This window comes from Acinetobacter sp. VT 511 (assembly GCF_001077515.1).
GTDB classification, from domain to species: domain Bacteria; phylum Pseudomonadota; class Gammaproteobacteria; order Pseudomonadales; family Moraxellaceae; genus Acinetobacter; species Acinetobacter schindleri.
Genome location: NZ_LFRE01000095.1, coordinates 35,186 through 59,898, shown reverse-complemented (window position 1 = coordinate 59,898; position 24,713 = coordinate 35,186). Strand labels below are relative to the sequence as shown.

Sequence of the window (24,713 nt, the reverse complement as noted above, 5' to 3'; positions counted from 1 at the left end):
ACTGTCTTAAAATCAGGTGCGAAATATTAAATTTTTTAATATAGTAGTGCCTGATAATTTTACAATTTTAAAAAATGCGAAGTTGCCGTTTTTCCAGTGTTGCAGAAACGGACAACGAGGTTGAAAGAGACATGAATCAAAAAAGTTTAACTCAAATGCGGCGCTCTGTAGCCATTGCATATGTGTTCATGTTTTTAGCCTCTTTTACCGTGATTTTTGGAATTTTTTCTTATTGGTTAGCACGCAAAGTCGCTCAGGTCGACTATGCAGAAGTCTGGCTACAGGCACAAGCGCTGTGGATCATGCGTAATGTGGTGATCTATACCATGCTGGCTGTTTTTGCAGCCCTCTGGTTTATTCCACTCTTTTTCCATGCCTGGGACAGTATGTTATGGGTGAAAGCCTGCACGGTCGCTGGCGTCGTATTCAGCTTTATTGCGTTTATTTTCATGATTAATGCCTGGTTCAAGGGCGTGTCCAAATTCTATCAAAGCAAAGCTGTCTTCTAGGCTTTCGATTTTTTTTCAGATTCCCCCTTGTAAAAACTGGTTTGACCCCCAATTTCAGACCACAGTTAAGTATTAAATAAAATTCCGTGAGGAGCATCGCCAGACATGGCTAAACGTGATTATTATGAGGTTTTGGGTGTTGCTAAAACCGCTAGTGATGATGAGATTAAAAAAGCCTACCGTAAGTTGGCGATGAAATATCATCCAGACCGCAACCCTGACAATCCAGAAGCTGAAGAGAAATTTAAAGAAGCTTCAGAAGCTTATGAAGTGCTGTCTGACAGCGAGAAACGCAGCATGTACGACCGCATGGGCCATCAAGCCTTTGAAGGTGGTATGGGCGGCGGCGGTGGCTTCGGCGGTGGTTTTAGCGCAGAAGATATTTTCAGCCAGTTCGGTGACATCTTTGGTGGGGCATTTGGCGGCGGTCGTCAGCAACAACGCGCGCGCCGTGGTTCCGACTTGCGTTATGTCATGGAACTGACCCTGGAGGAAGCTGTCAAAGGCGTCAAGAAAACCATTACCTTCACTGCACCTGCACCATGTGATGCTTGTGATGGTAAAGGCTCTAAAAATCCGAATGATGTTGAAATTTGTCCAACCTGTCATGGTGCGGGTCAAGTGCGTATGCAGCAGGGCTTTTTCTCTGTACAGCAAACCTGTAGCACCTGTCGTGGTCAAGGCAAGATCATCAAGAATCCATGTAATAAATGTCATGGTTCGGGCGTATCTGATCGTCAGCAAACCCTGGAAGTTACCATTCCAGCCGGTGTGGACAATGGCGACCGCGTACGTTTAACCGGTAAGGGTGAAGCGATCCGTGATGGTCAATCAGGTGATCTATACGTAGAAGTGGTGGTGCGTGAGCACGAGATCTTCCAGCGTGATGGTGCTGACCTGTATATGGATGTGCCTGTTTCAATTGCTGATGCTGCATTGGGTAAAGAGATTGAAATCCCAACCTTGGATGGCCGTGTCAGCCTGAAAATCCCGGAAGGTACGCAAACCGGTAAATTATTCCGTTTACGTGGTAAGGGTGTAAAACCTGTTCGTACCAGCATGACTGGTGACCTATTATGCCGTATTGTGGTTGAAACACCGGTAAACCTGACTGCACGTCAGCGTGAATTGCTGAAAGAGCTGCAAGCATCAATGGATGGGGAAGGTAGCCAATCTTCACCGAAGAAAAAATCATTCTTTGATCGTCTGTTTGACTAATTGAATGAAAATAAAAAAGGACGCTCAGGCGTCCTTTTTTATATCTTAGCTTTATAGTCCACCGATTTTTAAAGAGAAAAAATTGGTATCTTCCTCAGGTTTCTGTATAAGTTTACTGCTCAGTAAAGCTCCTGTCATACCTTACATTCCTGTGGCTTGAACTTACTCTGTTATTTCAACAAAGCTAACATAAATGATACTGATCTCATCTTTTGCAATTTGCTGAAGTAGCTAAACTGATTATAAGAATAAACAAGTTGATCACGCATAATTTTTTTAAAATTTAAGGTAACCGAGATGATAAAAGTAAATATTGGTATTTCAGCCGAAGACAGAGCGGAAATTGTAGAAGGTCTATCCAGACTACTTGCCGATAGCTACACCTTATATTTAATGACCCATAACTTTCACTGGAATGTCACCGGCCCGCAATTTAATACTTTACATAACATGTTCATGCAGCAGTATACCGAACAGTGGAATGCTTTAGACATTATTGCAGAACGGATCCGTTCTTTGGGCTTTCCGACACCAGGAACCTATCAGCAGTTTGCAAAGCTGACTTCTATTGAGGAAATTGAAGGTGTTCCTAAAGCGGAGGAAATGATTCGCTTACTGGTCAATGCCCATGAGACGGTTGCCCGTACCGCAAGAAGCATGTTTGACATTGTAGACAAGGCAAATGACCAGCCAACTGCAGATATCCTGACTCAACGTCTGAATGTACACGAGAAAACAGCCTGGATGTTAAGAAGTCTGTTAGAAGAGTAAATCTTTCAGATATTCAAAGCTGAATTTTTAGTTTTCTATTTTCAAGGTATTGCTCTCATACAACTGGCCCATGGTTATCCTATGGGCTTTTTATATTTTTAATCCTGAGCTCGTAGTGTATACAGGAAAAACAGCTTGCCCAATATTCTATAGAAAGCCGACTCTTTAGAATTTAATTAAACATTTCCTGCATATTAAAAACGCTCATGATCTTCTTTAATTCTTTTCATTGATTTTTATGCGATCAATCTTAGTGTTAGGAGCGAGTTTTGCTATAGTAAGAACAATTTCGAATCAATATCAGGACTATGTTATGTCAGCGACACCACGCATTGGAATTTTAGGGGCAGGCGGCCGTATGGGACGCATCCTTATTCAGGCAGTGAAAGAAGCCGGCTATCAATTGGGCGCAGCAGTTGAACGCCCAGAAAGTACCTTAATTGGTACAGATGCAGGTGAAATGGCAGGTATTGGTGCAGTTGACGTAAAAGTTGTTGGTAGCCTTGAAGAAGTGGTGAAAGACTGTGATGTTGTCATAGACTTCACTGCACCTGCAGCCACTGTACATCACCTTAAAGTGTGCCGTGAAAATGGCGTGGCCATCGTGATTGGTACCACGGGTCTCAACGACGAACAAAAAGCTTACCTCGATGAGTCTGCAACTGAAACCCCTGTGGTTTACGCTGCCAACTATTCAGTGGGTGTAAACGTGTCAATTAAACTACTAGAGCTAGCATCTAAAGTATTTGGTGATACCGTTGATATTGAAGTGATTGAAGCGCACCATCGTCATAAAGTGGATGCACCATCAGGTACGGCACTGATGTGGGGTGAGGCAATTGCAGGTGCACTTGGCCGTGATCTGAAAAAAGATGCAGTCTATCACCGTGAAGGCCATACAGGTCCACGTGAGCGCCAAAGTATCGGCTTCCAAACGATTCGTGGTGGTGATATTGTGGGTGAGCATACAGCGATGTTTATTGCCGATGGCGAACGCGTTGAGATTACCCATAAAGCTACTAACCGCATGAACTTCGCTTCAGGTGCAGTACGTGCCGCAGCTTGGGTGGTTGGTCGCGAGGCGCGTAAATATGACATGAAAGATGTACTTGGTTTTAACGATATTCAAGTTTAAATTTTCGTCAAAATCATTTATAAGTATAAGAATAACTAAAACTAAAATAAGACGACAATGGAATGAAAAAAGTCATACTCATGATCTGTGCTGTGGTATTTGCTGCCGCAGCACAGCCTAAATCTGTACCAAATGCCAAACTCAGTATTAATAAAAATAATATCAAGGTCTGGACCTATCAAGACAAGAACAATCCGGTTTTTCTGTATAAAGCTGAAACGACTTATGATGTACCGATAGAACAGGCAGTGCACCTGATTATTGATGTCGATAATGCAGTAAAATGGGTGCCTTATATGGGCAATGTGAAGGTACTCTCCCGGGATGACAAAAAGGGCGATTTCACCTTGTATATGGTACTGGATTTTCCGTTTCCGCTGAAAGACCGGGACTTAGTGGTACAAGGGAAAATGATCCGTGAAGCCAATGGCCAGATCACGATTAAGAACAAAGCCATTCAAAAGGGCTATCCACTGAATCCGGATTATGTACGCTTGACCCATTATGAAGGTGACTGGACTTTTAACCGTTTAGGCGAGAAAAAGGTCAAGGTCTCTACCTATGGTTATGCCAATCCTGAAGGCTCTATCCCGCTGACCTTTGTAAATATGTTTGTACAGCAACAGCCTTATCAGATGTTGCAAAAAATGAAGCTGGAACTGAATAAATCCTCGACAGTTCCGGTATTGCCAGAAGCGCTGCGTTAGTCAGTCATAAAAAAAGCCCGCTTGATGCGGACTTTTTATGGCAAGGGCTTTTAGCTACAGGATGCAACATCTACAGTTTGTGGTGCAGCGATCTTCATTTGCAGTAAAACCAGTAACAATGCAAATGCACTCAGACCAGCGCCAGCAAAGGAAACTGCACTGTAGCTCAAACCAAGATTCAGCACAGCAGCCCCGGCAATCGCACCAACAGCATTGCCCAGATTAAAGGCACCAATATTCACTGAAGAGGCGAGTCCGGGTGCTTCATGTGCGACTGACATGACCCGCATTTGTAGCGGTGGCACGACTGCAAATGCTGCAGCACCCCAAATGATTAAAGCTAGCGCTGCACCAATGGCAGTCGTCGCCAAAATTGGGAACAGTAGCATCATCAGCATCAAGATTAACAGGAAGCCAATCAGGGTTTTGTCCAGTGACAGATCTGCAAACTTGCCACCCAGATGATTCCCAATTGAAAAGCCTACCCCAATCAGGACCAGCATCAGGGTAATCAAGGTCGGTGAAGCTTGAGTAAAACTTTGCAAGCTTGGTGCAATATAGGTGTAGAGCGCAAACATGGCACCGGCACTCATGACGGTCGTCAGCAAGGCAAGGACGACAGGCAATCGGGTCAGGACTTTAAGTTCTCTACGGACATCCGGTTTTTGACTGCTTTGGCCTTCGGGTAGTGCTTTCCAGAGAGAGAACATGGTGAGCAGACCAAGTAGGGAAATTCCACAAAAAGCCATGCGCCAGCCGATATGTTGACCAACCCAGGTCGCCAAGGGCACACCACCGATATTGGCAATGGTCAGCCCCATAAACATCATCGCAACGGCACTGGCCTGTTTATCTTTGGGAACTACACTGGCGGCCACGACTGAGCCTATGCCAAAGAAAGCCCCATGATTTAAGCTGGTAATCAGTCGTGCACCCATCAGCCCGAGATAGTTCGGAGCAAGCATCGCCAGTAAATTGCCAATCGTAAAGATCGCCATAAGCAAGATCAGCGATTTACGTTTGGAATAGCGACTGAGCCATAAGGTCATTAGCGGTGCACCTATCATCACACCGAGCGCATAAGCGCTGATGAGCATACCGGCACGCGGAATCGAGATGTCCAGATCCCGGGCAATTTCCGGTAAAAAGCCCATGGGAGAAAATTCAGTGGTACCAATGGCAAAGGCACCTACAGCCAAAGCCAATAAGGGAAAGTTAATTTTCATTCGTGTGCTTAATCCCAAATTGGTGCTAACTGTTCTGGATCAACTTCACGACCATTACGTTCCACCGTATTGATCAGCGCCATTTCTTCTTGAGTTAGCTGAATATCCTGTGCAGCCAGATTAGCCAGTAGATGTTCACGCTTGGTAGAAGATGGAATCACCGCAAAGCCTTTTTGTAAGGCCCAGGCTAATGCAATTTGTGCAGTTGAAGCCTGATGTTGTGCAGCAATCTTTTGCAGGGCTGGATCATTCAAGACTTTGCCATAAGCCAAGGTCATATAAGACGTTACATCAATATTCTGTGATTGCAAAAAATCGACCAGTTTTTGGTTTTGCAGATAAGGACTCAATTCAATCTGGTTGGTCGCAATATGTTCCAGCCCAATACTGTCAATTGCTTGCTGGGTTAACTCGATATTAAAGTTGGAAATACCGATATGTTCAGTCAGTCCTTGCTGTTTGGCTTCCAGCAGACTTTGCATCAGTTCAGGAATGTGAGTGCCGAGTTTCGGCGCTGGCCAGTGGACTAGGGTTAGGTTGACTGTGTCGGTGTGTAACTTTTGCAAGCTTTCTTTGAGGCTTGGAATCAGTTTGTCTGGCGCGTAGTTATCTGTCGAGATTTTCGTAGTGATAAACAGCTCATTACGGTTGACTTGGCTTTCAGCAATTGCCTGACCAACTTCAGCTTCATTGGCATAGATCTGTGCAGTATCTACAGCACGATAGCCAACTTCTAATGCGGTTTTTACTGAGTCAATCACGGCCTGTCCAGAGAGACGAAAGGTGCCTACACCCATTTGTGGAACAATTTTCATAAATTCAATCTTGCTTATTTTTGATGTGAAGTATTTTGCGATTTTTATTGTTGCTAAAAAATAGTCTAATTTGCAAAATATTATTGACTATAAATCATTAAATGGACTGAAGATGAAATCGACCATTGAGGAGCTACAAGCCTTTGTCACTATCGTAGACAATGGTTCGATTATCAGAGCGGCAGAGCGGTTGGGACAGACAACTTCAGGCATCAGTCGGGCATTGCAGCGTTTGGAAAATAAGTTGAATGTCACTTTATTGGAACGCACGACACGTAAACTGAAATTGACCCAGGAAGGGCAATTATTTCTAGAAAAATCACGCAAGATTCTCAATGATCTGGCAGAAGCTGAAGATGCCTTGCTGAAATCAGATATCGATACTGCAGGCTTAATCCGGGTCGATTCAGCTACACCCTTTGTCCTGCATGTGATTGTGCCACTGATCCAGGAATTTATGCAGCAATATCCTAATATTGAGATTGAGCTGAATAATCATGATCAGGTGATTGATCTTCTAGAGCATAAAACTGATGTGGCCATCCGTTTTGGTGAGTTACAGGATTCCAGCCTGCATGCCCGATTATTATGTCGTAGTCGGCTCTACATTGTGGCGAGTCCTGATTATGTACAACAGAAGGGTGTTCCTCGATCTGTTGAAGACTTGTCTCAACATACTCTATTGGGCTTTAGCCATCCGACCCATCTGAATACCTGGCCGATTCAGCTAAATGATAGACATATTACGGTCGAACCCAAGATCAAGGCGTCTAATGGGGAAACTGTTCGTCAATTGGCTTTACATGGAGTGGGGATCACCTGCCTATCGCGCTTTCTGGTGCAGGAGGATTTGCAGGCAGGACGTTTACAGACACTGTTTGAAGATCAGATTGAATTGCAGTATCAGAATATTCATGCAGTCTATTATCGACAGGAACATTTACCGAAACGGGTGCATTTATTTATCGAGTTTCTAGCCACTAAACTGGCTAAATATCTCTAAAAGTTTATTGATACAATAAAAATCTGCCCGACTATCGCAGAAGGGCAGATGAGTGTATTCAAATCAACAATTTAAAAATTTGCTTTTAACACGATACGGTAACGGGCCTGACCAGAATGCAGACGTTCAATTGCTGCATTGATTTCTGACATTGGAAATAATTCGATTTGTGGCGCAATATTTTTACGCGCAGCAAATTTCAGTAGTTGACGTAAAGCCGCTGGAGAACCTGTCGGTGAACCCGTCACAGACTTGGCACCACCAATTAATGAACCCGCCGAAATCTGCATTGGCTCCAAAGGTAAGCCTAACATATGCACGGTACCATTCGGTGCCAGTGTCGCCAGATAAGCCTGCCAGTCCAAAGTGACATTCACGGTACTCAGCAGTAAATCGAATTTACCACGTAACGTTTTAATCGCGGCAGGATCACGGCTGTTCACCACATGATCCGCGCCCATGGCTTTCAGCTCATCGGTTTTATCCAGATTTGAGGTAAAAGCAGTAATCTCACAGCCCCAGGCTTTGAGCAATTTAATGGCGATATGCCCTAAACCGCCAATGCCAATAACCCCGACATGGTGAATGGCCTGAATCTGATGTTTCAGAATCGGATCAAATACGGTAATACCACCACAGAGCAGGGGACCGGCACTGGTCGGATCCAGATCTTCTGGTAAAGGAATTGCCCATTGCCAGCCAGCCCGGACTTTATCGGCAAAACCGCCGGCATGACCAACAATCGTCGCCACCTGACCCCCAGTACACATGACCTGTTGACCTGAAATACATGGGTCACAATGCTGGCAACTTTCTGCTGTCCAGCCAATGCCGACGCGCTGACCAACCTTTAAACCTTTGGCTTCCGAACCCAGTTGTGTGATTATGCCAATAATTTCATGGCCGGCTACAACAGGATAGACTGAAGATCCCCAGTCATTATTGAGCACTGAAATATCGGAATGGCATAGGCCACAATATTCAACTTTGACTTCGACCTGATGTGGCTGAAGTTCACCTGCATCAAATTGATAAGGCTCTAGTGCTGCACCTGCAGACATTGCGGCATAGGCTTGAATGGTATTATTAGACATGGACTCAGCTCTTATTTGAATGAGAGGATCTTGTTTTAAAGTGACAGTGATTTTCATGGTCATCGACCATGCCCACTGCCTGCATAAAGGCATAACAAATCGTTGGACCAACAAATCTGAAACCGGCTTTTTTCAAGGCTTTGGACATGTGCTGACTTTCAGTGGTTTGTGCCGGAGCCTGACGATAATTTGCCACATCATTATTTAAACGCGGCTGCCGGGCAAAAGACCATAACCATTCGACCACATCATGATCTTGAGATTTCAGCTGTTGCCAGGCTCGGGCATTATCCCGAATTGCGGTCAGTTTACCGATATGCCGGATCAGACTAGCATCTTGCAGTTTTGCTGTGAGTTGCTCATCTGTAAAAGCAGCAATGGTTTCAATAGAATATTGAAAAAAATGTTCACGATAAGCTTCACGCTTTTTTAGGACCGTGATCCAGGCTAATCCTGCCTGCTGTCCTTCTAGACACAGCATTTCAAATAAGCGCGGTTCATCGAGAAGCACCTGACCCCATTCCTGGTCGTGATATTGAATATAAAGAGGATTATCGGAGCACCAGCCACAGCGTTGAATGGTCATGTGATGCTCCTTATTTTTATAGTTTAAAAGTGGTCCATTGATCTTGCTGATTATCCCAGTAAGATAGCTCTGCCTGCTCCAGATCAGTAAACTGGATCCAGGCATCTTTACCGCTTTTATCGGCATAACCGGTACTGATCAGAAGCGCATCTTCGGTGATCTCCATAATCCAGCCCTGATATGTCTGGCCATTGAGCACGATTTTTTGTTGATTGCCTGACTCAGCAAATTCTACCAGACGGTTGATCAACGCTTCTGACATGTACATTTCCTAAAATTAACGTAAATATGGATAGGGATTCACTACACCACGGCCTTTACCTTGCAGATAAAGCCCATAATGCAGATGGGGCGCAGTATGCCGTGCATTGCCACTATTACCAACATAGCCAATGACCTGACCTTTTTTGACATAGTCCCCGACACTCAAACCGCGCTTATGCCCGTCAAGATGCGCATAATAATGCCAGGTTCCACCCGGGCCGAGTATCCAGATCACTTTACCACCCAAATTGTTATTGCGTAAGTCTGCAATCAGGCCCTCCGTCGCACTCAGGACTTTGGTTCCACGTGGAGCCATAATGTCGATACCTTCATGCAGGCGGCCACTGCTGCGGGAAGCTCCCCAGGTATCCTTGAGCTGGCGTGTCTTAATGTTATCTACCGGGATCGGCAGCCGGGAGGGCATTGTTGTATTCCTCAGTTGCTGCACCAGAATCGGATTCATTACTGCAGAACCCGGCTGTTTTGGAGTAGAGCTACACGCTGCCAATAGCAGCATCAAAACAGAAATAATGGCAAAACGAATATTGTGCTGCAAAGCATCCTTCCTTGTGCGCCCGTATCAAGTTCAAAATTATTAAGTTAAAAATCTCGTATTTCTAAATATGTCACAGTTGAGTTGCAGAGATCAATTTTTTCATTGCTGTGGGGATGCCGGCCTGAACTGCCGCGGTTGGCTCCAGCCAGATTCCGTTCAGTTCAATAGCTAAATGCTCTTGCAGATTAGCATCAATAGCAAATACTAGACCTTCCAGCTGCCAGGTAAAATGGGTAAAACTGTGCGAAATTTCGACTTTTTGTATGAACTGTTTTAAGCCTAGACTCTGTTTTAATACATCCAGTTCATGTACTTCTTCAATAATCGGCAAGCACCATAGACCACCCCAAAGTCCAGTATTGGGACGTTGCTGCCACAGCCATTGATCACCACATTGTAAGATCAGTACCTGGGCAGATTTCACCGGTACTGGTTTTTTAGCTTTCTTAAAAGGCAGCTCGTTTTCTAAGCCTTGCTGATGTGCCTGGCAATGCTGTTGCATCGGGCAATACAGACACAGCGGTTTCTTGGGCGTACAAACTGTGGCTCCCAGATCCATAATTGCCTGGGTATAGTCATGATTACGCTCGTGAGGACATAGCTCTTCAGCCAGTTGCCACATGGCACGTTCATGAATGGGCTTAGACAGATCATCTTCAATGGCAAAGAAACGCGACAAAACCCGTTTGACATTGCCATCCATAATCACGCCGTATTTACGTAACCCTAAAGACATCAATGCACCGGCAGTCGAGCGGCCAATACCCGGCAGGGCCATCCATTCTTGCAGGGTGTCAGGAAAATGACCTTGCTTAGCTACAATTCCAGCTGCTTTGTGCAGATTACGTGCCCGGGCATAATAACCGAGTCCAGCCCAGTAGGGGGCAACCTCATCCCAGGTCGCGGTTCCCAAATCCTGAACCGTAGGAAAGCGTGCAATAAAACGGTCAAAGTACTGTAATACCGTTTTGACCTGAGTCTGCTGCAGCATAATTTCAGAGACCCAGACTTTGTAAGGGTCATCTGCCACCTGCCACGGCAAGTCATGCCGGCCATGAACATCAAACCATTCTAAAAGCGCATCTGAAAATACAAACATGAATACTGGACAGGGCAGGGAAACAGAAAGGCATTATAGCGGATTCAGCTAAAGGAATCGGTGAAAAGTGTATCAAGGTAAACAGGCAGATCAGGCAATAAAAAAGTGAATGATCCGAAGTTCATTCACTCTGGTAAAACTTGATCTAAAAGCTGATTTTAGTCTTCAATTCCCCAACGGGCATCCAGTTTCAGCACTTTGCCTTCATAACGTGGAATAAGGTGAATATGCAGGTGTTCAGACTTTGCCTTGAATACCTCACCGTCATTAAAACCTACATGGAAGCCAGCCGGCTGATAACGTAAATTCAATTCATTACGTGCCTGTTCCAGCAAAGACATCAAGCTTTTACGTTCTTTATCGGTAATTTCAAAAAAGGAAGCCACATGACGCAGCGGAACGATCACACTATGCCCTTGGGACAATGAATTCGGTTCAGGCAACACCACACCAAAGTCATTTTTGGCAATGACATCATATTCGTCATAGTTGCAGTATGGACAGTTGTTCTCAGCCATTTCATTCTCCTTATTTCTTCTTGAATAATCATTTTTGCACTAATCCGCTCCCCCTCAGAGTAGAATAGTACAAATATTCTTTATGCCAGGCGACGTGCTAGCAGGGCATACATTGCCTCAAGGCTCTGTTTTTCTGCTTCAGCATTGTAACCAAGGTCTACACCATTGGCTTTGGCCCGTTCATCGGCAAGCGGGTTGCTAAAGCCATGTTTAGCATCTTTGAAGATGATCACGTCGTGTTTCACATTGGCGGCCTGCATTTCCTTACGGAAACTTTCAACATCATCCAGTGAAACCATGCTGTCCTGTTCACCGTGCAGAACGAGAATCTCAGCCTGAACCTGACCTTCTTGAGCAGGTGCTTTGGGTGACAGATTGGCATGGAAAGTTGCCACCGCCTGCAATGGGGCATTAGAACGCGCCAGATCGAGTGCGACTTTACCGCCATAACAGAAACCGATTGCGGCCAGTTTATCTGCATCAATTTCATCTTGTGCAGCGAGGGTATTCAGGGCAGCAGTAGCACGGTTCACAATCGTATCGGGATCTTCAAACGTCTGCATCATCCATCCATAGGCTTGATTCGATGCCGTGGTGACTTTTTTATCGCCATACATATCAATCGCCAGGGCAGCATAGCCGTGTTCAGCCAGTTCACGGGCACGCTGTTCGGTATAGTCATTACGCCCCCACCATTCAGGTGCCACAATCACGCCTGGAACAGGCGTATCGGATTCGGGCGCTGCAAAATAACCGATTAACTGGCTGCCATCCTGCGCCGTATATTGAATCTCACGTGTCTTTATTGCTGCCATGGAAGTTCCTCTATTGTTGTTCAGTATTTGGATGAAAGTATAAACATAGCAAAAGCCAAGCAGATGTCACAGGATTACAGCAGATTAATTTGTTCTTGTTAGTCAAAAAAGGAGATATGCCCGGATATCTCCTTTTTGATTATTTCATGACTTCAATCAGTTCAATATCGAAGATCAGGGTGCTATTCGGTTCAATCACATCACCTGAACCAATTTGCCCATAAGCCAGTTCTGCGGGTATAAAGAAACGGTATTTGGCACCAGGTTTCATCAGTTGCAGACCTTCGGTCCAGCCCATAATCACCTGACTGGTCTTGAATACGACCGGCTGATTACGTGCAATTGAACTGTCAAACACAGTCCCATCAATCAGACGACCTTCATAATGTACTTTGACATTGCTGTTCGCATTTGGCGATTTTCCTTTGCCATCTTGCAGGATCTGGTATTGCAGTCCTGATTTAGTCGTTTTAATCCCTGGTTTTTTAGCATTTTCAGCCAGGAATTCACGGCCAATTTTGGCATTTTCTTCAGCTGTTTTCTTGAGCTCAATTAACTCGCGAGCATCTGCCTGACGCTTGTATTGCATCAGTACCTTGGCCATTTCTTCTTCAGTCAAGCTGGCTTTTTGCCCTGCTGCTGCGGCTTTAAGTCCAGCACTAAATGCATCTAAATTGATGCCTTTTAATGAATCGGCATTATTACGACCCATGAGATAGCCAAAGCTGTAACCTACCTGTTCTGCTTCTGCACTTTTGGTGGTGATATCCTTGGCATATAGGCTACCGGAACATAACAGCAGGGCAGCAAGACTAATTTGTATTTTCATTCTAGTATCTCAAAAACAAGGGAGAGCATATTGCTCTCCCTAAACCGTATTATTTTACTTCGATGAGTTCAACATCAAAAATCAAGGTGCTGTTTGGCGGGATGGTACCTGGTACCCCTTGCTGACCATAACCGAGTTGAGACGGGATATATAAGGTGGCTTTGCCACCTTCTTTCATCAGCTGTAGACCTTCAGTCCAGCCTGGAATGACCTGATTCAGTGGGAATTCGATCGGTTCACCACGTTCTACTGAACTGTCAAATACCGTACCGTCAACCAGCTTGCCAGTATAGTGAACTTTGACCATAGAATCTGCAGCAGGTGATTTTCCTGTACCTTCTTTGGTTACCAGGTATTGCAGGCCTGAAGCGGTGGTCTTGACGCCAGGTTTTTTCCCATTTTCAGTCAGGAAAGAATCACTTGAAGCCTGGGCCTTTTTAGCATCATCAAGCTGCTTTTGCTGCATATCCTTCTGGAACTGCTCATAAGCTGCCTGTAGCTCTTCTTCATTATAGGCTGCCTCATTACGGGCATGGCCATCACGAACACCAGTAATGAAGCTATTGATATCCAGCTCTGGTGGAGTTTGATGTGCGACTTCATAACCGAGAGCATAGCTGATCTTAGAAACTGCAGATGCATCTTTAGATGCCTTAGAAGTTTGATTTACCGGATGTTGAGTTGCATAGTAAACAGGAACGAGCGCAGCACCGCCTAGAAGAACAGCGACAGCAATCGGTAAGGCCTTACTCATGTATTATTCCAATATGATGTTATCGTTAATGTTCGTTCCATCTTAGCAGAAATTTTTAAGAAATCTTGCAGAATGGGTGGTTTTTTAGCAAGCAAACATCGCCGTTTGGTAGAGTTTTATAAAATAAAAAACCAGCTATTGCTGGTTTTTTATTTTAGCTTTTAATCATTGTTCGAGAATGTCTAGCAACAATGATTGTCACAACTAAAAGTATCTTTTGCAAAGAACTTAGTAGGAAAATAAGCCTTTTTCTAAAGGAAATTCAATTCCAATCGATGCACCGCCATCATTACCATATAGGTCTGAATTACTGATCCAGCCATTTAATTTTAGTGGAATATCGGGACGTAGATAATGGGTCCAGCTCACATCAACAGCTTTTAAATTATCTTGCGCTGGAAAAGCTAAATTAGTAGTTCGGGTGGATTCATTCAACTTGGCAAACAGTACTCGTGCATTAACACGATTCAGGCGATCGAAACGAATATCACCACCCACAGAAATCATTTGCCCATCACCACCCATCGCATGCGCTAATGGATAACCATGCTGGTAAAAACCATCGGTATATACACTGTGATTATAAGAAATACCTTGGGCCTTGCCATTGGTGCGGGTGTCTGCCCATTCGGTATATAGCTGAAAAGGCATATTATTATAGCTAGAGGAATAATCGACTCCAGCCAAATACATTTTTTTGGCCGGTAAGCCGCCGGCTTCATCTTCACCAACATATTGTGCATACATTCCCATTGGGACTTGTAGCAATGGTCGTAGATTTAAGCGTGCATCAAAACCCGCAATTTGATTTGATGGATCAAGTTCACCTGTGCCGCCATTGTCTTTATTCCCGACAAAAGCATCCCAAAGTGAGCTCAGGCTTTCAGGTCTTCCTTCTCCCCCCCATTGAATAGCTCGCGAAGCACCCAGCTCCAAATAAGGTAAAGGTTGCGCGGTGACACGTAAACCAATCAACTTAGCATCAGGTACAGCATCGTAGTTATCTAGTTGTCCGGCAAAGGCTTGATATTGCCAAGGTCCGATCCAGGATAGCCATTTATTTGCAAAAGCATGCTGTTCGGCACGCTGCATGGTCACACCATACACAGGACGGCTGGCATCACCCCGAATTAAGCTGCCATCATGGCCAGGTCCCCAGTAGGTCGGGATTTGCCCAGCAATTAGCCATTGATTCCATAGTTTACCTGCGAGGTAAGACCCTTCAACATTCACATCTTGATCATGATCAATCTGGGGATCTTTTTCTGCATTCACGCGAAGTCTAGCATCCCAATTCTGATTACCTGTATTCAACTCTATACCTGCTTGATATTGAGCTTTTTGCTGGTCACCAAAGGCTTGAGGAATATTTTTTTGATCTGTCTCTGCAAACAAGGATGCTTTGAGTAACTGGTTATTGGTATTTAAGTGAGCCATGACAGAATCAATGACTTTTTGTTGATTACTATTGCTAACTTTTGCCTGAGAAAGGGCACGTTGAATTTCATCACCACTCATTGGCCAGGTCGAAGTGCTGATTTGAATCACACCTTGCTGATTTAACCAGTTTAAATCGGTACGCAGGTTTTGCTCATTTAAAACGATGCCTTGCGCAAAGGTTAGTGAGGAGCTTAATGCCAAGCTGGCGAGCAGTGTTTTCGATTTAAACATTCTTGTAAATTCTCAGGAGTTTTAAACTGTAACCACGATAGGTTTTTTAGTTGATTTTTTCAACAATGATCATTTGGGATAAATGTAATAGAGGGTGATTTCACACCCTGCTTAAGGCAGGATGTGAAATAAAAGCTTACAATGAATTAGTCATTGTCTTTATTTGCAGTATATACATAAGCATAATTATAACCATAGCTACTTGCCACCCCTTTTTGTACATCATTCAGAATCACACCATTCACTTTGACTTTCGCCTGCTCAAAACGGTTGATGGTCAATTCAAGCTCTTTCATCTGAGTTTTGGCATGACGTACCACCAGCAGATTCACACCAGCAGACTGTGCAATGATCACACCATCTGTGACTGCCAGGGCAGGCGGCGTATCAATCAGAATATGATCAAACTGAGCAGATAACTCGCTCAAAAGTGCCTGGAACTTTTGTGAACCTAATAACTCTGCAGGATTAGATGGGTTTTTACCCCGTGAAATAAAGTACAGACCCTCATAGCTGTCGGCCTTGATGACTTGCTCCAAAGTATGAGTACCCAGCAGAAGCTCAGACAGTCCTGGGGCTGTATCCTGATTAAAATACTTGTGTAAATAGCCGCGGCGCATATCGCCATCCATCACCAAGACTTTTTTACCGCCCTGCGCCAGAATGGCACCCAGATTTGCTGTAATAAAAGATTTACCCACTTCTGGGGCCGGGCCAGAGATAGCAATAATATTATTTTTGGCTTCCGTCAGCGAAAAATGAATCGTAGTCCGGATACTGCGAATACTTTCCACCGCAATATCCTCGCTATCTTTAACTGCAAGAATAGGAATAGATTTTTTCTTTTTCAGCAGTTTTACACGGCTTTCTTGAACTGCTGAGCGCGGTACGGTGGCATAAACAGGAATATCCAGTTCATTCTCAATCTGTGCTGCATCTTTAATACCACTGCGCATCATATTGCGTAACAGTGCGATTAAGATGCCGAGGAAGCCACCGAGGAAAATTGACAGAATCAGAATCTGCAGTTTTTTTGGTGCAATCGGCTTAAGTGGTTCAACAGCGGTATCAACAATACGCACATTACCGATTTCACCGGCTTTGGCAATTCTTAACTGCTGATAAGAATTAAGCAGCGCTGTATACAGCTGCTGTTTGACTTCGACTTCGCGATATAGCTGTAAGTAACGACGTTGTAAATCTGGTAGCTGTTTTAAGGTTCCATTCAGCTCGGCAATTCTGCTATTGATCGCAGCCAGTTGGGCTTCCATCTGCTGCATGACCGGATGTTCGCTGGTGTACTTCGCTGAAGCCTCAGCAACTGACTGTTCCAGCTGGGCTTTTTGGGTTTCCAGCGCAATACTTTGAGTTAAATACAACTCGGATTCTTTGGTTACATCCACAGTATTAGACTGCTGACGGAACTGGTTAAATTCACGTTCTGCCACATCCAGCTGCTGACGCAGTTCAGGTAGCTGATCTTCCAGAAACTTAAGCGTTTGAGCCGTTTCGGCTGAACGACGTTCCACGTTCTGCTGACTGTATGCTTGCAGAATGGCATTCAGTACCTGGGTAATATGTGCTTTATCTTGGCCTTCATAATTTAAGCCTAAAATCCCGGTCATTTTGCCTTTTTCTGCGACAGAGTAATTTGCAAGTAAACGATTTGCAGCAGCAGGCAGAGACTGTTTACTGATGAGATAACGGTCCTGGAACTGGTCCTGACTAAAAATTGCCACTTTCCAGGTCCCATTCGCATGAGTCGCCTGATTATTGCGGTTTAACAGGCCAGAAAAAACCACTTGGCCTGTTCTTGGATCGGTCAGACTAAACTGTTGTTCTTTAAATTGTAGTTCTAAAGTCTTGTCATAATAGGCCTGTGGAATATCAAACTGGCGGATATCAAACGCTTGATCACCATCTCTGAATAAAACGGATTGAGGCGAATATTCAGTTCGGTAATCATGCGGATTCAGCAGGCGGTCAAACAGGGAGTTTTCTGTTCCTGCTACCTGTAGGTCCAGATTCAAACGATCAATTACGTCACCCAAGACCAGACGTGATTTCAGAATTTCAATTTCTGCTTGGGCCGGTTGCTTCTGTTCGATCATGTTCGACATATCGCCAAGCAAAGCAGCAGATGCTCCTTTGCTTTCTTCGACCTGAACCAGCGCATCCACACGATAGGTATCTGGTGTAACACGTAAATATAGTAAAGCCGCCACAATACTTAAAATGACGCAAAGGGCAATGAGTTTCCATTGAGCAATCAAGGAGAAAAAGAGTTCTTTTAAGTCAATGGTATCTTCAGCGTTGGTGGTTTGGCTCATAGTTTATTGTCATTCAATTATTTAAAGATGGGATATCCAGTCATTTACACACTGTTGAATCTGCTCAAAGGTGTGGTCAAAAAAGAGTTGATCCTGCTGATAGGGGTCAGCAATATTTTTTGATTGCCAGTGCCCCAGGCGAAAAGTTTTTCCTTTGGCAAAAGGCCAGTGCTGCTCTAAATGCTGTTGCTGATTCTTACTCATGACCAGCACCAGATCGGCCTGTTTAATCATGTCCCCAGTCAGTTTTTTGGCACGGTGAGCCTGCATGTCCAGTCCGATACTTTGCATACAGCGCTGGGCTTTCTCATCTGCCGGATAGCCGATCATGGCTGCAATACCGGCCGAATGGATCTGCCGTTCAGGTAGAGCCTGCTTGAGTAAATATTCAGCCATGGGACTGCGGCAGATATTGCCGACACAGACCACCAGAATATGCTTAAACTGCATTATTGCCCCAGCCGATCCAGATTATATAAGGCATTCGAGAAAGGAATCACCTGATTTACAACACGTTGCCAGCGTGCCAGACCTGAAGCATCGACATAGACAATATCATTACTGCGCATTTTAAACTGATTGGCCAGGCCAAAGTCGGCAATACTGGTGAGGTCCATCTGGTAAACTTCAGTATGGACAGCATTTGCCTGACTGCGCACAATATAAATCTTGCTGCGACTGGCAGAGAGTGGATTTAGCCCCAAACTTTCACCTAATACATCACTTAAACTCATGCCTTGGTCCCGTAATGGCAAGGACTGATTTTTGCCGGATTCACCCATGACATAAATTTTTTGATTTTCGCGATTGTTCACATATAAAGTGTCATTGGGCTGGATCAATAAATTATGCAGAGAAAGTCCAGCTTTTTCTAATTCTACGGTATTTAGCTGGTATGTACGTCCCTGACGGACCAAAGTCATAGAAGTATTGTCCCCCTGTTGTGCATTAACACCACCCGCCATACCCAAAGCGGTATATACACTCACAGGTTGATCACTTAAATAAAACTGTCCGCCTTTCATGACATTGCCCTGAACCGAATAGCGCTGGCCCTGATAGGACAAAACCCGGACAATGACATCCGGGGTTTTTAAATAGCGTGACAATTGGCTGCGCAATTCACGGTTGACCTGAGTCAGAGATTTACCTGAAGCCTTGTAACGGCCAATCATCGGGAACTGGATATAGCCTTGCTGGTCAATCTGGTAACCGTTTGCCTGAGCAGACTGGTCACTGCTAATGCTACTGCTCGGTGGAGTAATTTCCGGGTAAGCCCATAAATAGATGGACAGGATATCACCCGGACTCAGACTGTAGCTACGATGCGGGATGCTAAACAAATGGGCATAATCTTGTTGAATGTTTTGTACAGCAGGCTGAACAGCCAGTATAGAGTCCTGGGTGAGCCTAATCATGTTGACTGAAGTACCAAGTTCGGTTTGATAAACACCTTCTGCTGGTAGATCATAGGTTTGCAGACCAGAGGTAACGGCGCAACCGGTCAAAGTCAGACCGCAAGTCAGTAAAAAAGCCAGTTGAATTTGTCGCACATGAAATCCCGTTTTTAATATTTAATTCGTTAAATCTGCGATATTCTACCTGAGAACTTTGATTTTATTATAACAAAATGTATCTGATTTTAACTGAACCGTGCATAAGATCAAAAGGCTTAATTTAGTTTCATGATGTTTTTCAAGGAAAGTTTTTCAAAATGTAATAAATAACATGTTGACTCATTTTTTTACTTTCTGGTGTTAAATCATAACAGAATTTTCATGTTTTTCTGCTAGTATGCCTGCCGAAAGATTTAATCTTCATAATTAAAGTACATAAATAAGGCGTTGAAATGCTATCTATTGCAGATTTAAAAATTGCGGTGATTGGTTTGGGCTATGTGGGCTTACCACTTGCAGTTGAATTTGGGAAAAAAGTACCTGTAGTCGGTTTTGATATCTACCAAAAACGAATTGATGAACTTAAAAATGGCCAAGACCATACCCTTGAAGTTTCCCCAGAAGAACTGAAGCAGGCAAATCAGCTCAGTTATTCAGCAAATTTAGAAGATTTAAAAAGCTGTAATTTTTTTATTGTGACTGTGCCTACCCCTATTGATGAATTTAAGCAGCCAGATTTAACTCCGCTTGTTAAGGCTTCGACCAGCATTGGCCAGGTACTAAAAAAAGGCGATGTGGTGGTTTATGAGTCCACCGTATATCCGGGTGCAACTGAAGAAACCTGTATTCCGGTTCTGGAACAAGTATCAGGCCTGAAGTTCAATCAGGACTTCTTTGCCGGTTATAGTCCGGAGCGAATTAACCCGGGCGATAAATTGCACCGAGTGACCAATATTCTGAAAATTACCTCAGGTTCTACCCCTGAAGTCGCTGAATTTGTTGATCAGGTGTATAACTTGGTGATTGAGGCAGGTACACATAAAGCAACTAGCATTAAAGTGGCTGAAGCGGCAAAAGTAATTGAAAATACTCAGCGTGATGTCAACATTGCCCTGATTAATGAACTCGCCGTGATCTTTAATAAAATGGGAATTGATACCGAAGCAGTATTGCAGGCGGCTGGGACTAAATGGAATTTCCTGCCATTCCGTCCAGGTCTGGTCGGAGGGCACTGTATTGGTGTCGATCCGTACTATTTGACTCATAAAGCACAGTCTATCGGTTATCATCCTGAAATTATTCTGGCAGGTCGTCGTCTGAATGATGGTATGGGGGCTTATGTAGTGACCCAGCTGGTCAAAGCCATGATCAAGAAAAAAATCCAGGTTGAAGGCGCCAAGGTTTTAGTATTAGGACTTAGCTTTAAAGAAAACTGTCCAGATATTCGTAATACCAAGATTATTGATATCGTGCACGAGTTACAGGAATACCATATTCAGGCGGATGTATATGATCCTTGGGTCGATGCTGCTGAAGCAGAGCATGAATATGCAGTTACTCCTGTCAAGAATTTAGTCCAAGGTCAATATGATGCAGTGATTCTGGCAGTAGCACATGATCAGTTTAAAGTCATGGGTGCCGCAGAGATTCGTGCTTTAGGCAAGCCAGAGCATATTTTATATGACCTGAAATATGTACTGGATCAGTCTGAATCTGACCTTCGTCTGTAATCTACAGGGACCATAAACATGAGCCAATATCAAGCTGTATGCGAGCAATTACTACAAGCCCCAAAAACTTGGTTAATTACCGGTGTAGCAGGCTTTATTGGCTCAAATTTACTGGAAGCCTTGTTAAAGCTGAACCAAAATGTGGTGGGTCTGGACAATTTTGCTACAGGTCATCAGCATAATCTGGATGAAGTGCAAAGTCTCGTGACACCTGAACAGTGGGCAAAATTCAAGTTTTATGAAGGTGATATTCGTAATTTTGCAGACTGCCAGAAAGTATGTGCGGGTGTTGACTATGCCTTGCATCAAGCTGCTTTAGGCTCTGTACCACGTTCGATTGCTGACCCGATTACGACTAATGCAGCCAATATTACTGGCTTTTTAAATATGCTGACCGCTGCACGTGATGCAGAGGTAAAAAGCTTTACCTATGCCGCAAGCAGTTCAACTTATGGTGATCATCCGGCACTGCCTAAAGTCGAAGAAAATATCGGTAAGCCAATTTCGCCTTATGCTGTCACCAAATATGTAAATGAGCTGTATGCTGAAGTCTTTGCCCGAACCTATGGCTTTAAAACGATTGGTTTGCGTTATTTCAACGTCTTCGGCAAGCGTCAGGACCCGAATGGGGCCTATGCTGCAGTCATTCCAAAATGGACAGCAGCCATGATTGTCGGTGATGATGTCTTTATTAATGGTGATGGTGAAACCAGTCGTGATTTCTGTTTTATTGAAAATACAGTGCAAGCCAATATTCTAGCTGCAACTACGCAAAATGATGAAGCTAAAAATCAGGTCTATAATGTAGCAGTTGGAGATCGCACCACGCTAAATGATTTGTTTAATGCCATTAAAGCTGCATTACATGAAAATGGTGTGACTTATACTAAAGAGCCTGTGTATCGTGATTTTCGGGCAGGGGATGTTCGACATTCACAAGCAAGTATTCAAAAAATTAACCGTTTATTGAGTTATCAGGCAAATTATTCTATCAAAGATGGAATTGACGTAGCGATGACTTGGTATGTAAACAATTAAGAGATGATGAAAATGAAAAAATTTGCACTTATTGGCGCTGCAGGTTATATCGCACCACGTCACATGCAAGCTATTAAAGCAACTGGTAATGATCTAGTTGCAGCATATGACCCAAATGATTCAGTTGGTATTATTGATAGTCATTTTCCTACAGCTCATTTTTTTACCGAGTTTGAGAGGTTTGATCGACATGTAGATAAGTTGCATCGTCAATCGGCTGCCAATCGTATTGAATATGTGTCTATTTGTTCACCTAATTATTTGCATGATTCTCATATGCGTTTTGCTTTACGTAGTGGTGCAGATGCAATTTGTGAAAAGCCATTGGTTCTAAATCCTTGGAACATTGATGGGCTATTAGATATAGAAAAAGATACAGGTCGTAAAGTAAATACAATTTTACAGCTACGGGTTCACCCTGCAATTATTGCTTTGAAGGAAAAAGTTAAATCAGAAGCTAAAGATAAAAAATATGAGGTTGATTTAACATATATTACTTCACGTGGTAAATGGTATTTACAATCCTGGAAGGGTGACATCAAAAAATCTGGTGGTATTGCAACAAATATTGGTGTGCATTTTTTTGATATGTTGCATTTTGTATTTGGTGAATTACAAAATAATATTGTACATCATGTATCTGATACAAAAGCTGCTGGATATTTAGAATATGCAAATGCACGAGTGCGCTGGTTTTTATCTGTAGATATCGAGGATGTACCAGCAGATATTCAAGCAAAAGGGCAAAGAACTTTTCGTTCCATTACTGTAGATGGCGAAGAAATAGAGTTTTCAGGCGGATTTACAGATTTGCATAACCGTAGTTATGAAGAAATTTTAGCTGGTCGAGGCTTTGGGTTAGAAGAAAATCGTACCGCGATATCTACGGTTTCTTTTATTCGTGATGCTGCTCCAATTGGTTTAACAGGTGACTTCCATCCATTTTTAAACAATAAATAATAAGGATAATTGCTCATGAGTTATTTCAAGCATGAAAGTGCAATTGTCGATGAGGGTGCTCAAATTGGTGAGAGCTCTCGTGTCTGGCATTTTGTCCATGTGTGTGGGGGGGCCAGAATTGGTCAGGGTGTATCTTTAGGTCAAAATGTTTTTGTCGGTAATAAAGTCATTATTGGGGATTATTGTAAGGTACAAAATAATGTTTCAGTCTATGACAATGTCACTTTGGAAGAAGGTGTATTTTGTGGGCCAAGCATGGTCTTTACCAATGTCTATAATCCACGCTCTTTAATCGAGCGCAAAGATGAATACCGGAATACCTTAGTGAAAAAAGGTGCAACTTTAGGTGCTAACTGCACCATTGTGTGTGGTGTAATCATTGGAGAATACTCTTTTGTTGGCGCGGGTGCAGTTGTCAATAAAGATGTACCTGCTTATGCACTGATGGTGGGGGTTCCTGCAAAACAAATTGGCTGGATGAGTGAGTTTGGTGAGCAGTTGGATTTGCCTCTGGAAGGGGAAGCACAAGTCGCGTGTGAACACACGGGTGCAATTTATCGTTTAAACGGTAAGGTTGTAACGAAAGAGCAGGTTGGAGTATGATTGAATTTATTGACTTAAAAGCACAGCAGTTACGTATCAAGGCTGAAATTGACGCGGGTATTCAGCGGGTATTGGCGCATGGTCAGTATATTTTAGGGCCGGAAGTTGCTGAACTCGAAGAAAAACTGGCAGCTTATGTAGGTGCAAAATGCTGTATTACCTGTGCCAATGGTACGGATGCCTTGCAAATTGCCCAAATGGCATTTGGTATTGGACCTGGTGATGAGGTAATTACCCCTGGTTTTACTTATATTGCAACGGCTGAAACAGTTGCTGTATTGGGTGCAACGCCAGTATATGTAGATGTAAACCCCAAAACATATAATCTGGATATAGAAAAACTCGAAACTGCTATTACACCACGCACTAAAGCAATTATTCCTGTCAGTTTATATGGTCAATGTGCTGACTTTGATGCCATTAATACTATTGCAGCTAAATATAACCTTCCTGTGATTGAAGATGCAGCCCAAAGTTTTGGTGCTACTTATAAAGGGCGCAAAAGTTGTAATTTAAGTACAGTGGCTTGTACCAGCTTTTTCCCAAGTAAGCCTTTAGGTTGCTATGGGGATGGCGGTGCTATTTTTACCAATGATGAAGAACTGGCAAAAGTAATTCGTCAAATTGCACGTCATGGGCAGGATCGTCGCTATCACCATATTCGTGTCGGAGTGAATAGTCGATTAGATACCATACAAGCTGCGATTCTTTTACCAAAACTAGCAATTTTGGATGATGAAATGCAAGCACGGCAGCATGTAGCGGATACTTATACAAAGTTATTTAATGAAGCGGGTGTTTTAACGACACCATTTGTTGAACAGCATAATAGTAGTGCGTGGGCACAATATACCATTCAGGTAGAAAATCGTGATCAGGTACAGGCAAAGCTTAAAGCTGAGGGTATCCCTACTGCTGTACATTATCCAATTCCGCTCAATAAGCAACCTGCTGTAGCAGACCCCAATGCAGCTTTACCTGTCGGTGATGCTGTGGCTGAGCGTGTGATGAGTTTGCCGATGCATCCTTATTTGACTTTGAATTCTAAAGAAAAAGTTGTTGCAGCATTTTTGAGTAAGTAAGTT

Annotated in this window: 25 protein-coding genes and 1 pseudogene; 11 read left to right on the top strand and 15 right to left on the bottom strand. The window is 43.6% G+C overall.

The window, feature by feature from the left end:
- Nucleotides 1-131 precede the first annotated feature (131 nt).
- The 5 genes from ACS72_RS15500 (at nt 132) to ACS72_RS15480 (ending at nt 4,340) form a co-directional block, all read left to right on the top strand.
- Nucleotides 132-509: a hypothetical protein gene (locus ACS72_RS15500; protein WP_004814094.1), complete on the top strand. Its 378-nt coding sequence runs from the start codon at nt 132-134 to the stop codon at nt 507-509.
- A gap of 105 nt (nt 510-614) precedes the next feature.
- Nucleotides 615-1,727: a molecular chaperone DnaJ gene (gene dnaJ, locus ACS72_RS15495; protein ID WP_048882611.1), complete on the top strand. Its 1,113-nt coding sequence runs from the start codon at nt 615-617 to the stop codon at nt 1,725-1,727.
- Nucleotides 1,728-2,024: 297 nt separating this feature from the next.
- Nucleotides 2,025-2,498 (top strand): Dps family protein, encoded by a 474-nt coding sequence (locus ACS72_RS15490; RefSeq protein ID WP_004814100.1) that lies wholly within the window; start codon nt 2,025-2,027, stop codon nt 2,496-2,498.
- A gap of 313 nt (nt 2,499-2,811) precedes the next feature.
- Entirely contained in the window at nt 2,812-3,633 is an 822-nt protein-coding gene (gene dapB / locus ACS72_RS15485) for a 4-hydroxy-tetrahydrodipicolinate reductase (RefSeq protein ID WP_048882610.1), read from the top strand.
- A 62-nt stretch (nt 3,634-3,695) separates the two neighbouring features.
- Entirely contained in the window at nt 3,696-4,340 is a 645-nt protein-coding gene (locus ACS72_RS15480; RefSeq protein WP_048882609.1) for a hypothetical protein, read from the top strand.
- A 50-nt stretch (nt 4,341-4,390) separates the two neighbouring features.
- On the opposite strand, the gene ACS72_RS15475 is transcribed toward ACS72_RS15480, so the two are convergent.
- Nucleotides 4,391-5,566: an MFS transporter gene (locus ACS72_RS15475; protein ID WP_048882608.1), complete on the bottom strand. Its 1,176-nt coding sequence runs from the start codon at nt 5,564-5,566 to the stop codon at nt 4,391-4,393.
- 8 nt (nt 5,567-5,574) lie between these two features.
- Nucleotides 5,575-6,381: a 2,5-didehydrogluconate reductase DkgB gene (gene dkgB, locus ACS72_RS15470; protein ID WP_048882607.1), complete on the bottom strand. Its 807-nt coding sequence runs from the start codon at nt 6,379-6,381 to the stop codon at nt 5,575-5,577.
- 112 nt (nt 6,382-6,493) lie between these two features.
- Here dkgB and ACS72_RS15465 point away from each other — a divergent pair, with 112 nt between their 5' ends.
- The gene (locus ACS72_RS15465) at nt 6,494-7,384 is read left to right on the top strand and encodes a LysR family transcriptional regulator (protein WP_048882606.1); all 891 of its coding nucleotides are present in this window, start codon (nt 6,494-6,496) and stop codon (nt 7,382-7,384) included.
- A gap of 71 nt (nt 7,385-7,455) precedes the next feature.
- On the opposite strand, the gene ACS72_RS15460 is transcribed toward ACS72_RS15465, so the two are convergent.
- The 13 genes and pseudogenes from ACS72_RS15460 to ACS72_RS15400 form a co-directional block, all read right to left on the bottom strand.
- On the bottom strand, nt 7,456-8,478 hold the full coding sequence (locus tag ACS72_RS15460; protein WP_048882605.1) for an NAD(P)-dependent alcohol dehydrogenase: 1,023 nt from the start codon (nt 8,476-8,478) through the stop codon (nt 7,456-7,458).
- A gap of 4 nt (nt 8,479-8,482) precedes the next feature.
- Complete coding sequence (locus ACS72_RS15455) at nt 8,483-9,064, bottom strand: DNA-3-methyladenine glycosylase I (RefSeq protein ID WP_048882604.1); 582 nt, start codon at nt 9,062-9,064, stop codon at nt 8,483-8,485.
- A 16-nt stretch (nt 9,065-9,080) separates the two neighbouring features.
- The gene (locus ACS72_RS15450; protein ID WP_048882603.1) at nt 9,081-9,326 is read right to left on the bottom strand and encodes a hypothetical protein; all 246 of its coding nucleotides are present in this window, start codon (nt 9,324-9,326) and stop codon (nt 9,081-9,083) included.
- Between the two features lie 15 nt (nt 9,327-9,341).
- Nucleotides 9,342-9,845: a M23 family metallopeptidase gene (locus tag ACS72_RS15445; RefSeq protein ID WP_171249878.1), complete on the bottom strand. Its 504-nt coding sequence runs from the start codon at nt 9,843-9,845 to the stop codon at nt 9,342-9,344.
- 109 nt (nt 9,846-9,954) lie between these two features.
- Nucleotides 9,955-10,983 carry an A/G-specific adenine glycosylase gene (gene mutY / locus ACS72_RS15440; RefSeq protein WP_048882601.1) on the bottom strand — a complete coding sequence of 343 codons (1,029 nt, stop codon included), beginning with the start codon at nt 10,981-10,983 and terminating at the stop codon, nt 9,955-9,957.
- Between the two features lie 158 nt (nt 10,984-11,141).
- A pseudogene (locus tag ACS72_RS15435) lies at nt 11,142-11,510 on the bottom strand (HIT family protein); the annotation flags it as partial.
- Between the two features lie 71 nt (nt 11,511-11,581).
- A complete protein-coding gene (locus ACS72_RS15430) occupies nt 11,582-12,316 on the bottom strand; it encodes a dienelactone hydrolase family protein (protein WP_048882599.1) in 735 nt (244 codons plus the stop codon).
- A 139-nt stretch (nt 12,317-12,455) separates the two neighbouring features.
- Nucleotides 12,456-13,145: an FKBP-type peptidyl-prolyl cis-trans isomerase gene (locus ACS72_RS15425; protein ID WP_048882598.1), complete on the bottom strand. Its 690-nt coding sequence runs from the start codon at nt 13,143-13,145 to the stop codon at nt 12,456-12,458.
- A gap of 49 nt (nt 13,146-13,194) precedes the next feature.
- Nucleotides 13,195-13,899: an FKBP-type peptidyl-prolyl cis-trans isomerase gene (locus ACS72_RS15420; protein WP_005220396.1), complete on the bottom strand. Its 705-nt coding sequence runs from the start codon at nt 13,897-13,899 to the stop codon at nt 13,195-13,197.
- Nucleotides 13,900-14,127: 228 nt separating this feature from the next.
- The gene (locus ACS72_RS15415) at nt 14,128-15,570 is read right to left on the bottom strand and encodes a capsule assembly Wzi family protein (RefSeq protein ID WP_048882597.1); all 1,443 of its coding nucleotides are present in this window, start codon (nt 15,568-15,570) and stop codon (nt 14,128-14,130) included.
- A 146-nt stretch (nt 15,571-15,716) separates the two neighbouring features.
- Nucleotides 15,717-17,900 carry a polysaccharide biosynthesis tyrosine autokinase gene (locus ACS72_RS15410; RefSeq protein WP_048882596.1) on the bottom strand — a complete coding sequence of 728 codons (2,184 nt, stop codon included), beginning with the start codon at nt 17,898-17,900 and terminating at the stop codon, nt 15,717-15,719.
- A 21-nt stretch (nt 17,901-17,921) separates the two neighbouring features.
- Nucleotides 17,922-18,350 carry a low molecular weight protein-tyrosine-phosphatase gene (locus ACS72_RS15405; protein ID WP_048882595.1) on the bottom strand — a complete coding sequence of 143 codons (429 nt, stop codon included), beginning with the start codon at nt 18,348-18,350 and terminating at the stop codon, nt 17,922-17,924.
- Nucleotides 18,350-19,453, bottom strand: coding sequence for a polysaccharide biosynthesis/export family protein (locus ACS72_RS15400; protein WP_155858040.1), 1,104 nt, complete (start codon nt 19,451-19,453; stop codon nt 18,350-18,352). The genes ACS72_RS15405 and ACS72_RS15400 overlap by 1 nt, the downstream gene beginning before the upstream one ends.
- Before the next feature lie 296 nt (nt 19,454-19,749).
- On the opposite strand from ACS72_RS15400, the gene tviB reads away from it, so the two are divergent.
- The 5 genes from tviB to ACS72_RS15375 are packed head-to-tail and all read left to right on the top strand — an operon-like array spanning nt 19,750 to nt 24,710.
- A complete protein-coding gene (gene tviB, locus ACS72_RS15395) occupies nt 19,750-21,027 on the top strand; it encodes a Vi polysaccharide biosynthesis UDP-N-acetylglucosamine C-6 dehydrogenase TviB (protein ID WP_048882593.1) in 1,278 nt (425 codons plus the stop codon).
- A gap of 18 nt (nt 21,028-21,045) precedes the next feature.
- Nucleotides 21,046-22,065 carry an NAD-dependent epimerase/dehydratase family protein gene (locus ACS72_RS15390; RefSeq protein WP_048882592.1) on the top strand — a complete coding sequence of 340 codons (1,020 nt, stop codon included), beginning with the start codon at nt 21,046-21,048 and terminating at the stop codon, nt 22,063-22,065.
- Between the two features lie 12 nt (nt 22,066-22,077).
- The gene (locus tag ACS72_RS15385; RefSeq protein WP_048882633.1) at nt 22,078-23,025 is read left to right on the top strand and encodes a Gfo/Idh/MocA family protein; all 948 of its coding nucleotides are present in this window, start codon (nt 22,078-22,080) and stop codon (nt 23,023-23,025) included.
- 15 nt (nt 23,026-23,040) lie between these two features.
- A complete protein-coding gene (wbpD, locus tag ACS72_RS15380; protein WP_048882591.1) occupies nt 23,041-23,628 on the top strand; it encodes a UDP-2-acetamido-3-amino-2,3-dideoxy-D-glucuronate N-acetyltransferase in 588 nt (195 codons plus the stop codon).
- Nucleotides 23,625-24,710 (top strand): DegT/DnrJ/EryC1/StrS aminotransferase family protein, encoded by a 1,086-nt coding sequence (locus ACS72_RS15375; RefSeq protein ID WP_048882590.1) that lies wholly within the window; start codon nt 23,625-23,627, stop codon nt 24,708-24,710. The genes wbpD and ACS72_RS15375 overlap by 4 nt, the downstream gene beginning before the upstream one ends.
- Nucleotides 24,711-24,713 lie beyond the last annotated feature (3 nt).

What these genes read in the sequence shown, in the direction of transcription:
- ACS72_RS15450 (WP_048882603.1), bottom strand. Translation starts at nt 9,326, where the DNA reads ATGTCAGAAGCGTTGATCAACCGTCTGGTAGAATTTGCTGAGTCAGGC.
- ACS72_RS15490 (WP_004814100.1), top strand. Translation starts at nt 2,025, where the DNA reads ATGATAAAAGTAAATATTGGTATTTCAGCCGAAGACAGAGCGGAAATT.
- ACS72_RS15455 (WP_048882604.1), bottom strand. Translation starts at nt 9,064, where the DNA reads ATGACCATTCAACGCTGTGGCTGGTGCTCCGATAATCCTCTTTATATT.
- mutY (WP_048882601.1), bottom strand. Translation starts at nt 10,983, where the DNA reads ATGTTTGTATTTTCAGATGCGCTTTTAGAATGGTTTGATGTTCATGGC.
- ACS72_RS15460 (WP_048882605.1), bottom strand. Translation starts at nt 8,478, where the DNA reads ATGTCTAATAATACCATTCAAGCCTATGCCGCAATGTCTGCAGGTGCA.
- dapB (WP_048882610.1), top strand. Translation starts at nt 2,812, where the DNA reads ATGTCAGCGACACCACGCATTGGAATTTTAGGGGCAGGCGGCCGTATG.
- ACS72_RS15410 (WP_048882596.1), bottom strand. Translation starts at nt 17,900, where the DNA reads ATGAGCCAAACCACCAACGCTGAAGATACCATTGACTTAAAAGAACTC.
- ACS72_RS15465 (WP_048882606.1), top strand. Translation starts at nt 6,494, where the DNA reads ATGAAATCGACCATTGAGGAGCTACAAGCCTTTGTCACTATCGTAGAC.
- ACS72_RS15415 (WP_048882597.1), bottom strand. Translation starts at nt 15,570, where the DNA reads ATGTTTAAATCGAAAACACTGCTCGCCAGCTTGGCATTAAGCTCCTCA.
- ACS72_RS15405 (WP_048882595.1), bottom strand. Translation starts at nt 18,350, where the DNA reads ATGCAGTTTAAGCATATTCTGGTGGTCTGTGTCGGCAATATCTGCCGC.
- ACS72_RS15500 (WP_004814094.1), top strand. Translation starts at nt 132, where the DNA reads ATGAATCAAAAAAGTTTAACTCAAATGCGGCGCTCTGTAGCCATTGCA.
- ACS72_RS15430 (WP_048882599.1), bottom strand. Translation starts at nt 12,316, where the DNA reads ATGGCAGCAATAAAGACACGTGAGATTCAATATACGGCGCAGGATGGC.
- ACS72_RS15480 (WP_048882609.1), top strand. Translation starts at nt 3,696, where the DNA reads ATGAAAAAAGTCATACTCATGATCTGTGCTGTGGTATTTGCTGCCGCA.
- tviB (WP_048882593.1), top strand. Translation starts at nt 19,750, where the DNA reads ATGCTATCTATTGCAGATTTAAAAATTGCGGTGATTGGTTTGGGCTAT.
- dnaJ (WP_048882611.1), top strand. Translation starts at nt 615, where the DNA reads ATGGCTAAACGTGATTATTATGAGGTTTTGGGTGTTGCTAAAACCGCT.
- ACS72_RS15390 (WP_048882592.1), top strand. Translation starts at nt 21,046, where the DNA reads ATGAGCCAATATCAAGCTGTATGCGAGCAATTACTACAAGCCCCAAAA.
- ACS72_RS15425 (WP_048882598.1), bottom strand. Translation starts at nt 13,145, where the DNA reads ATGAAAATACAAATTAGTCTTGCTGCCCTGCTGTTATGTTCCGGTAGC.
- ACS72_RS15420 (WP_005220396.1), bottom strand. Translation starts at nt 13,899, where the DNA reads ATGAGTAAGGCCTTACCGATTGCTGTCGCTGTTCTTCTAGGCGGTGCT.
- dkgB (WP_048882607.1), bottom strand. Translation starts at nt 6,381, where the DNA reads ATGAAAATTGTTCCACAAATGGGTGTAGGCACCTTTCGTCTCTCTGGA.
- wbpD (WP_048882591.1), top strand. Translation starts at nt 23,041, where the DNA reads ATGAGTTATTTCAAGCATGAAAGTGCAATTGTCGATGAGGGTGCTCAA.
- ACS72_RS15385 (WP_048882633.1), top strand. Translation starts at nt 22,078, where the DNA reads ATGAAAAAATTTGCACTTATTGGCGCTGCAGGTTATATCGCACCACGT.
- ACS72_RS15375 (WP_048882590.1), top strand. Translation starts at nt 23,625, where the DNA reads ATGATTGAATTTATTGACTTAAAAGCACAGCAGTTACGTATCAAGGCT.
- ACS72_RS15445 (WP_171249878.1), bottom strand. Translation starts at nt 9,845, where the DNA reads ATGCTGCTATTGGCAGCGTGTAGCTCTACTCCAAAACAGCCGGGTTCT.
- ACS72_RS15475 (WP_048882608.1), bottom strand. Translation starts at nt 5,566, where the DNA reads ATGAAAATTAACTTTCCCTTATTGGCTTTGGCTGTAGGTGCCTTTGCC.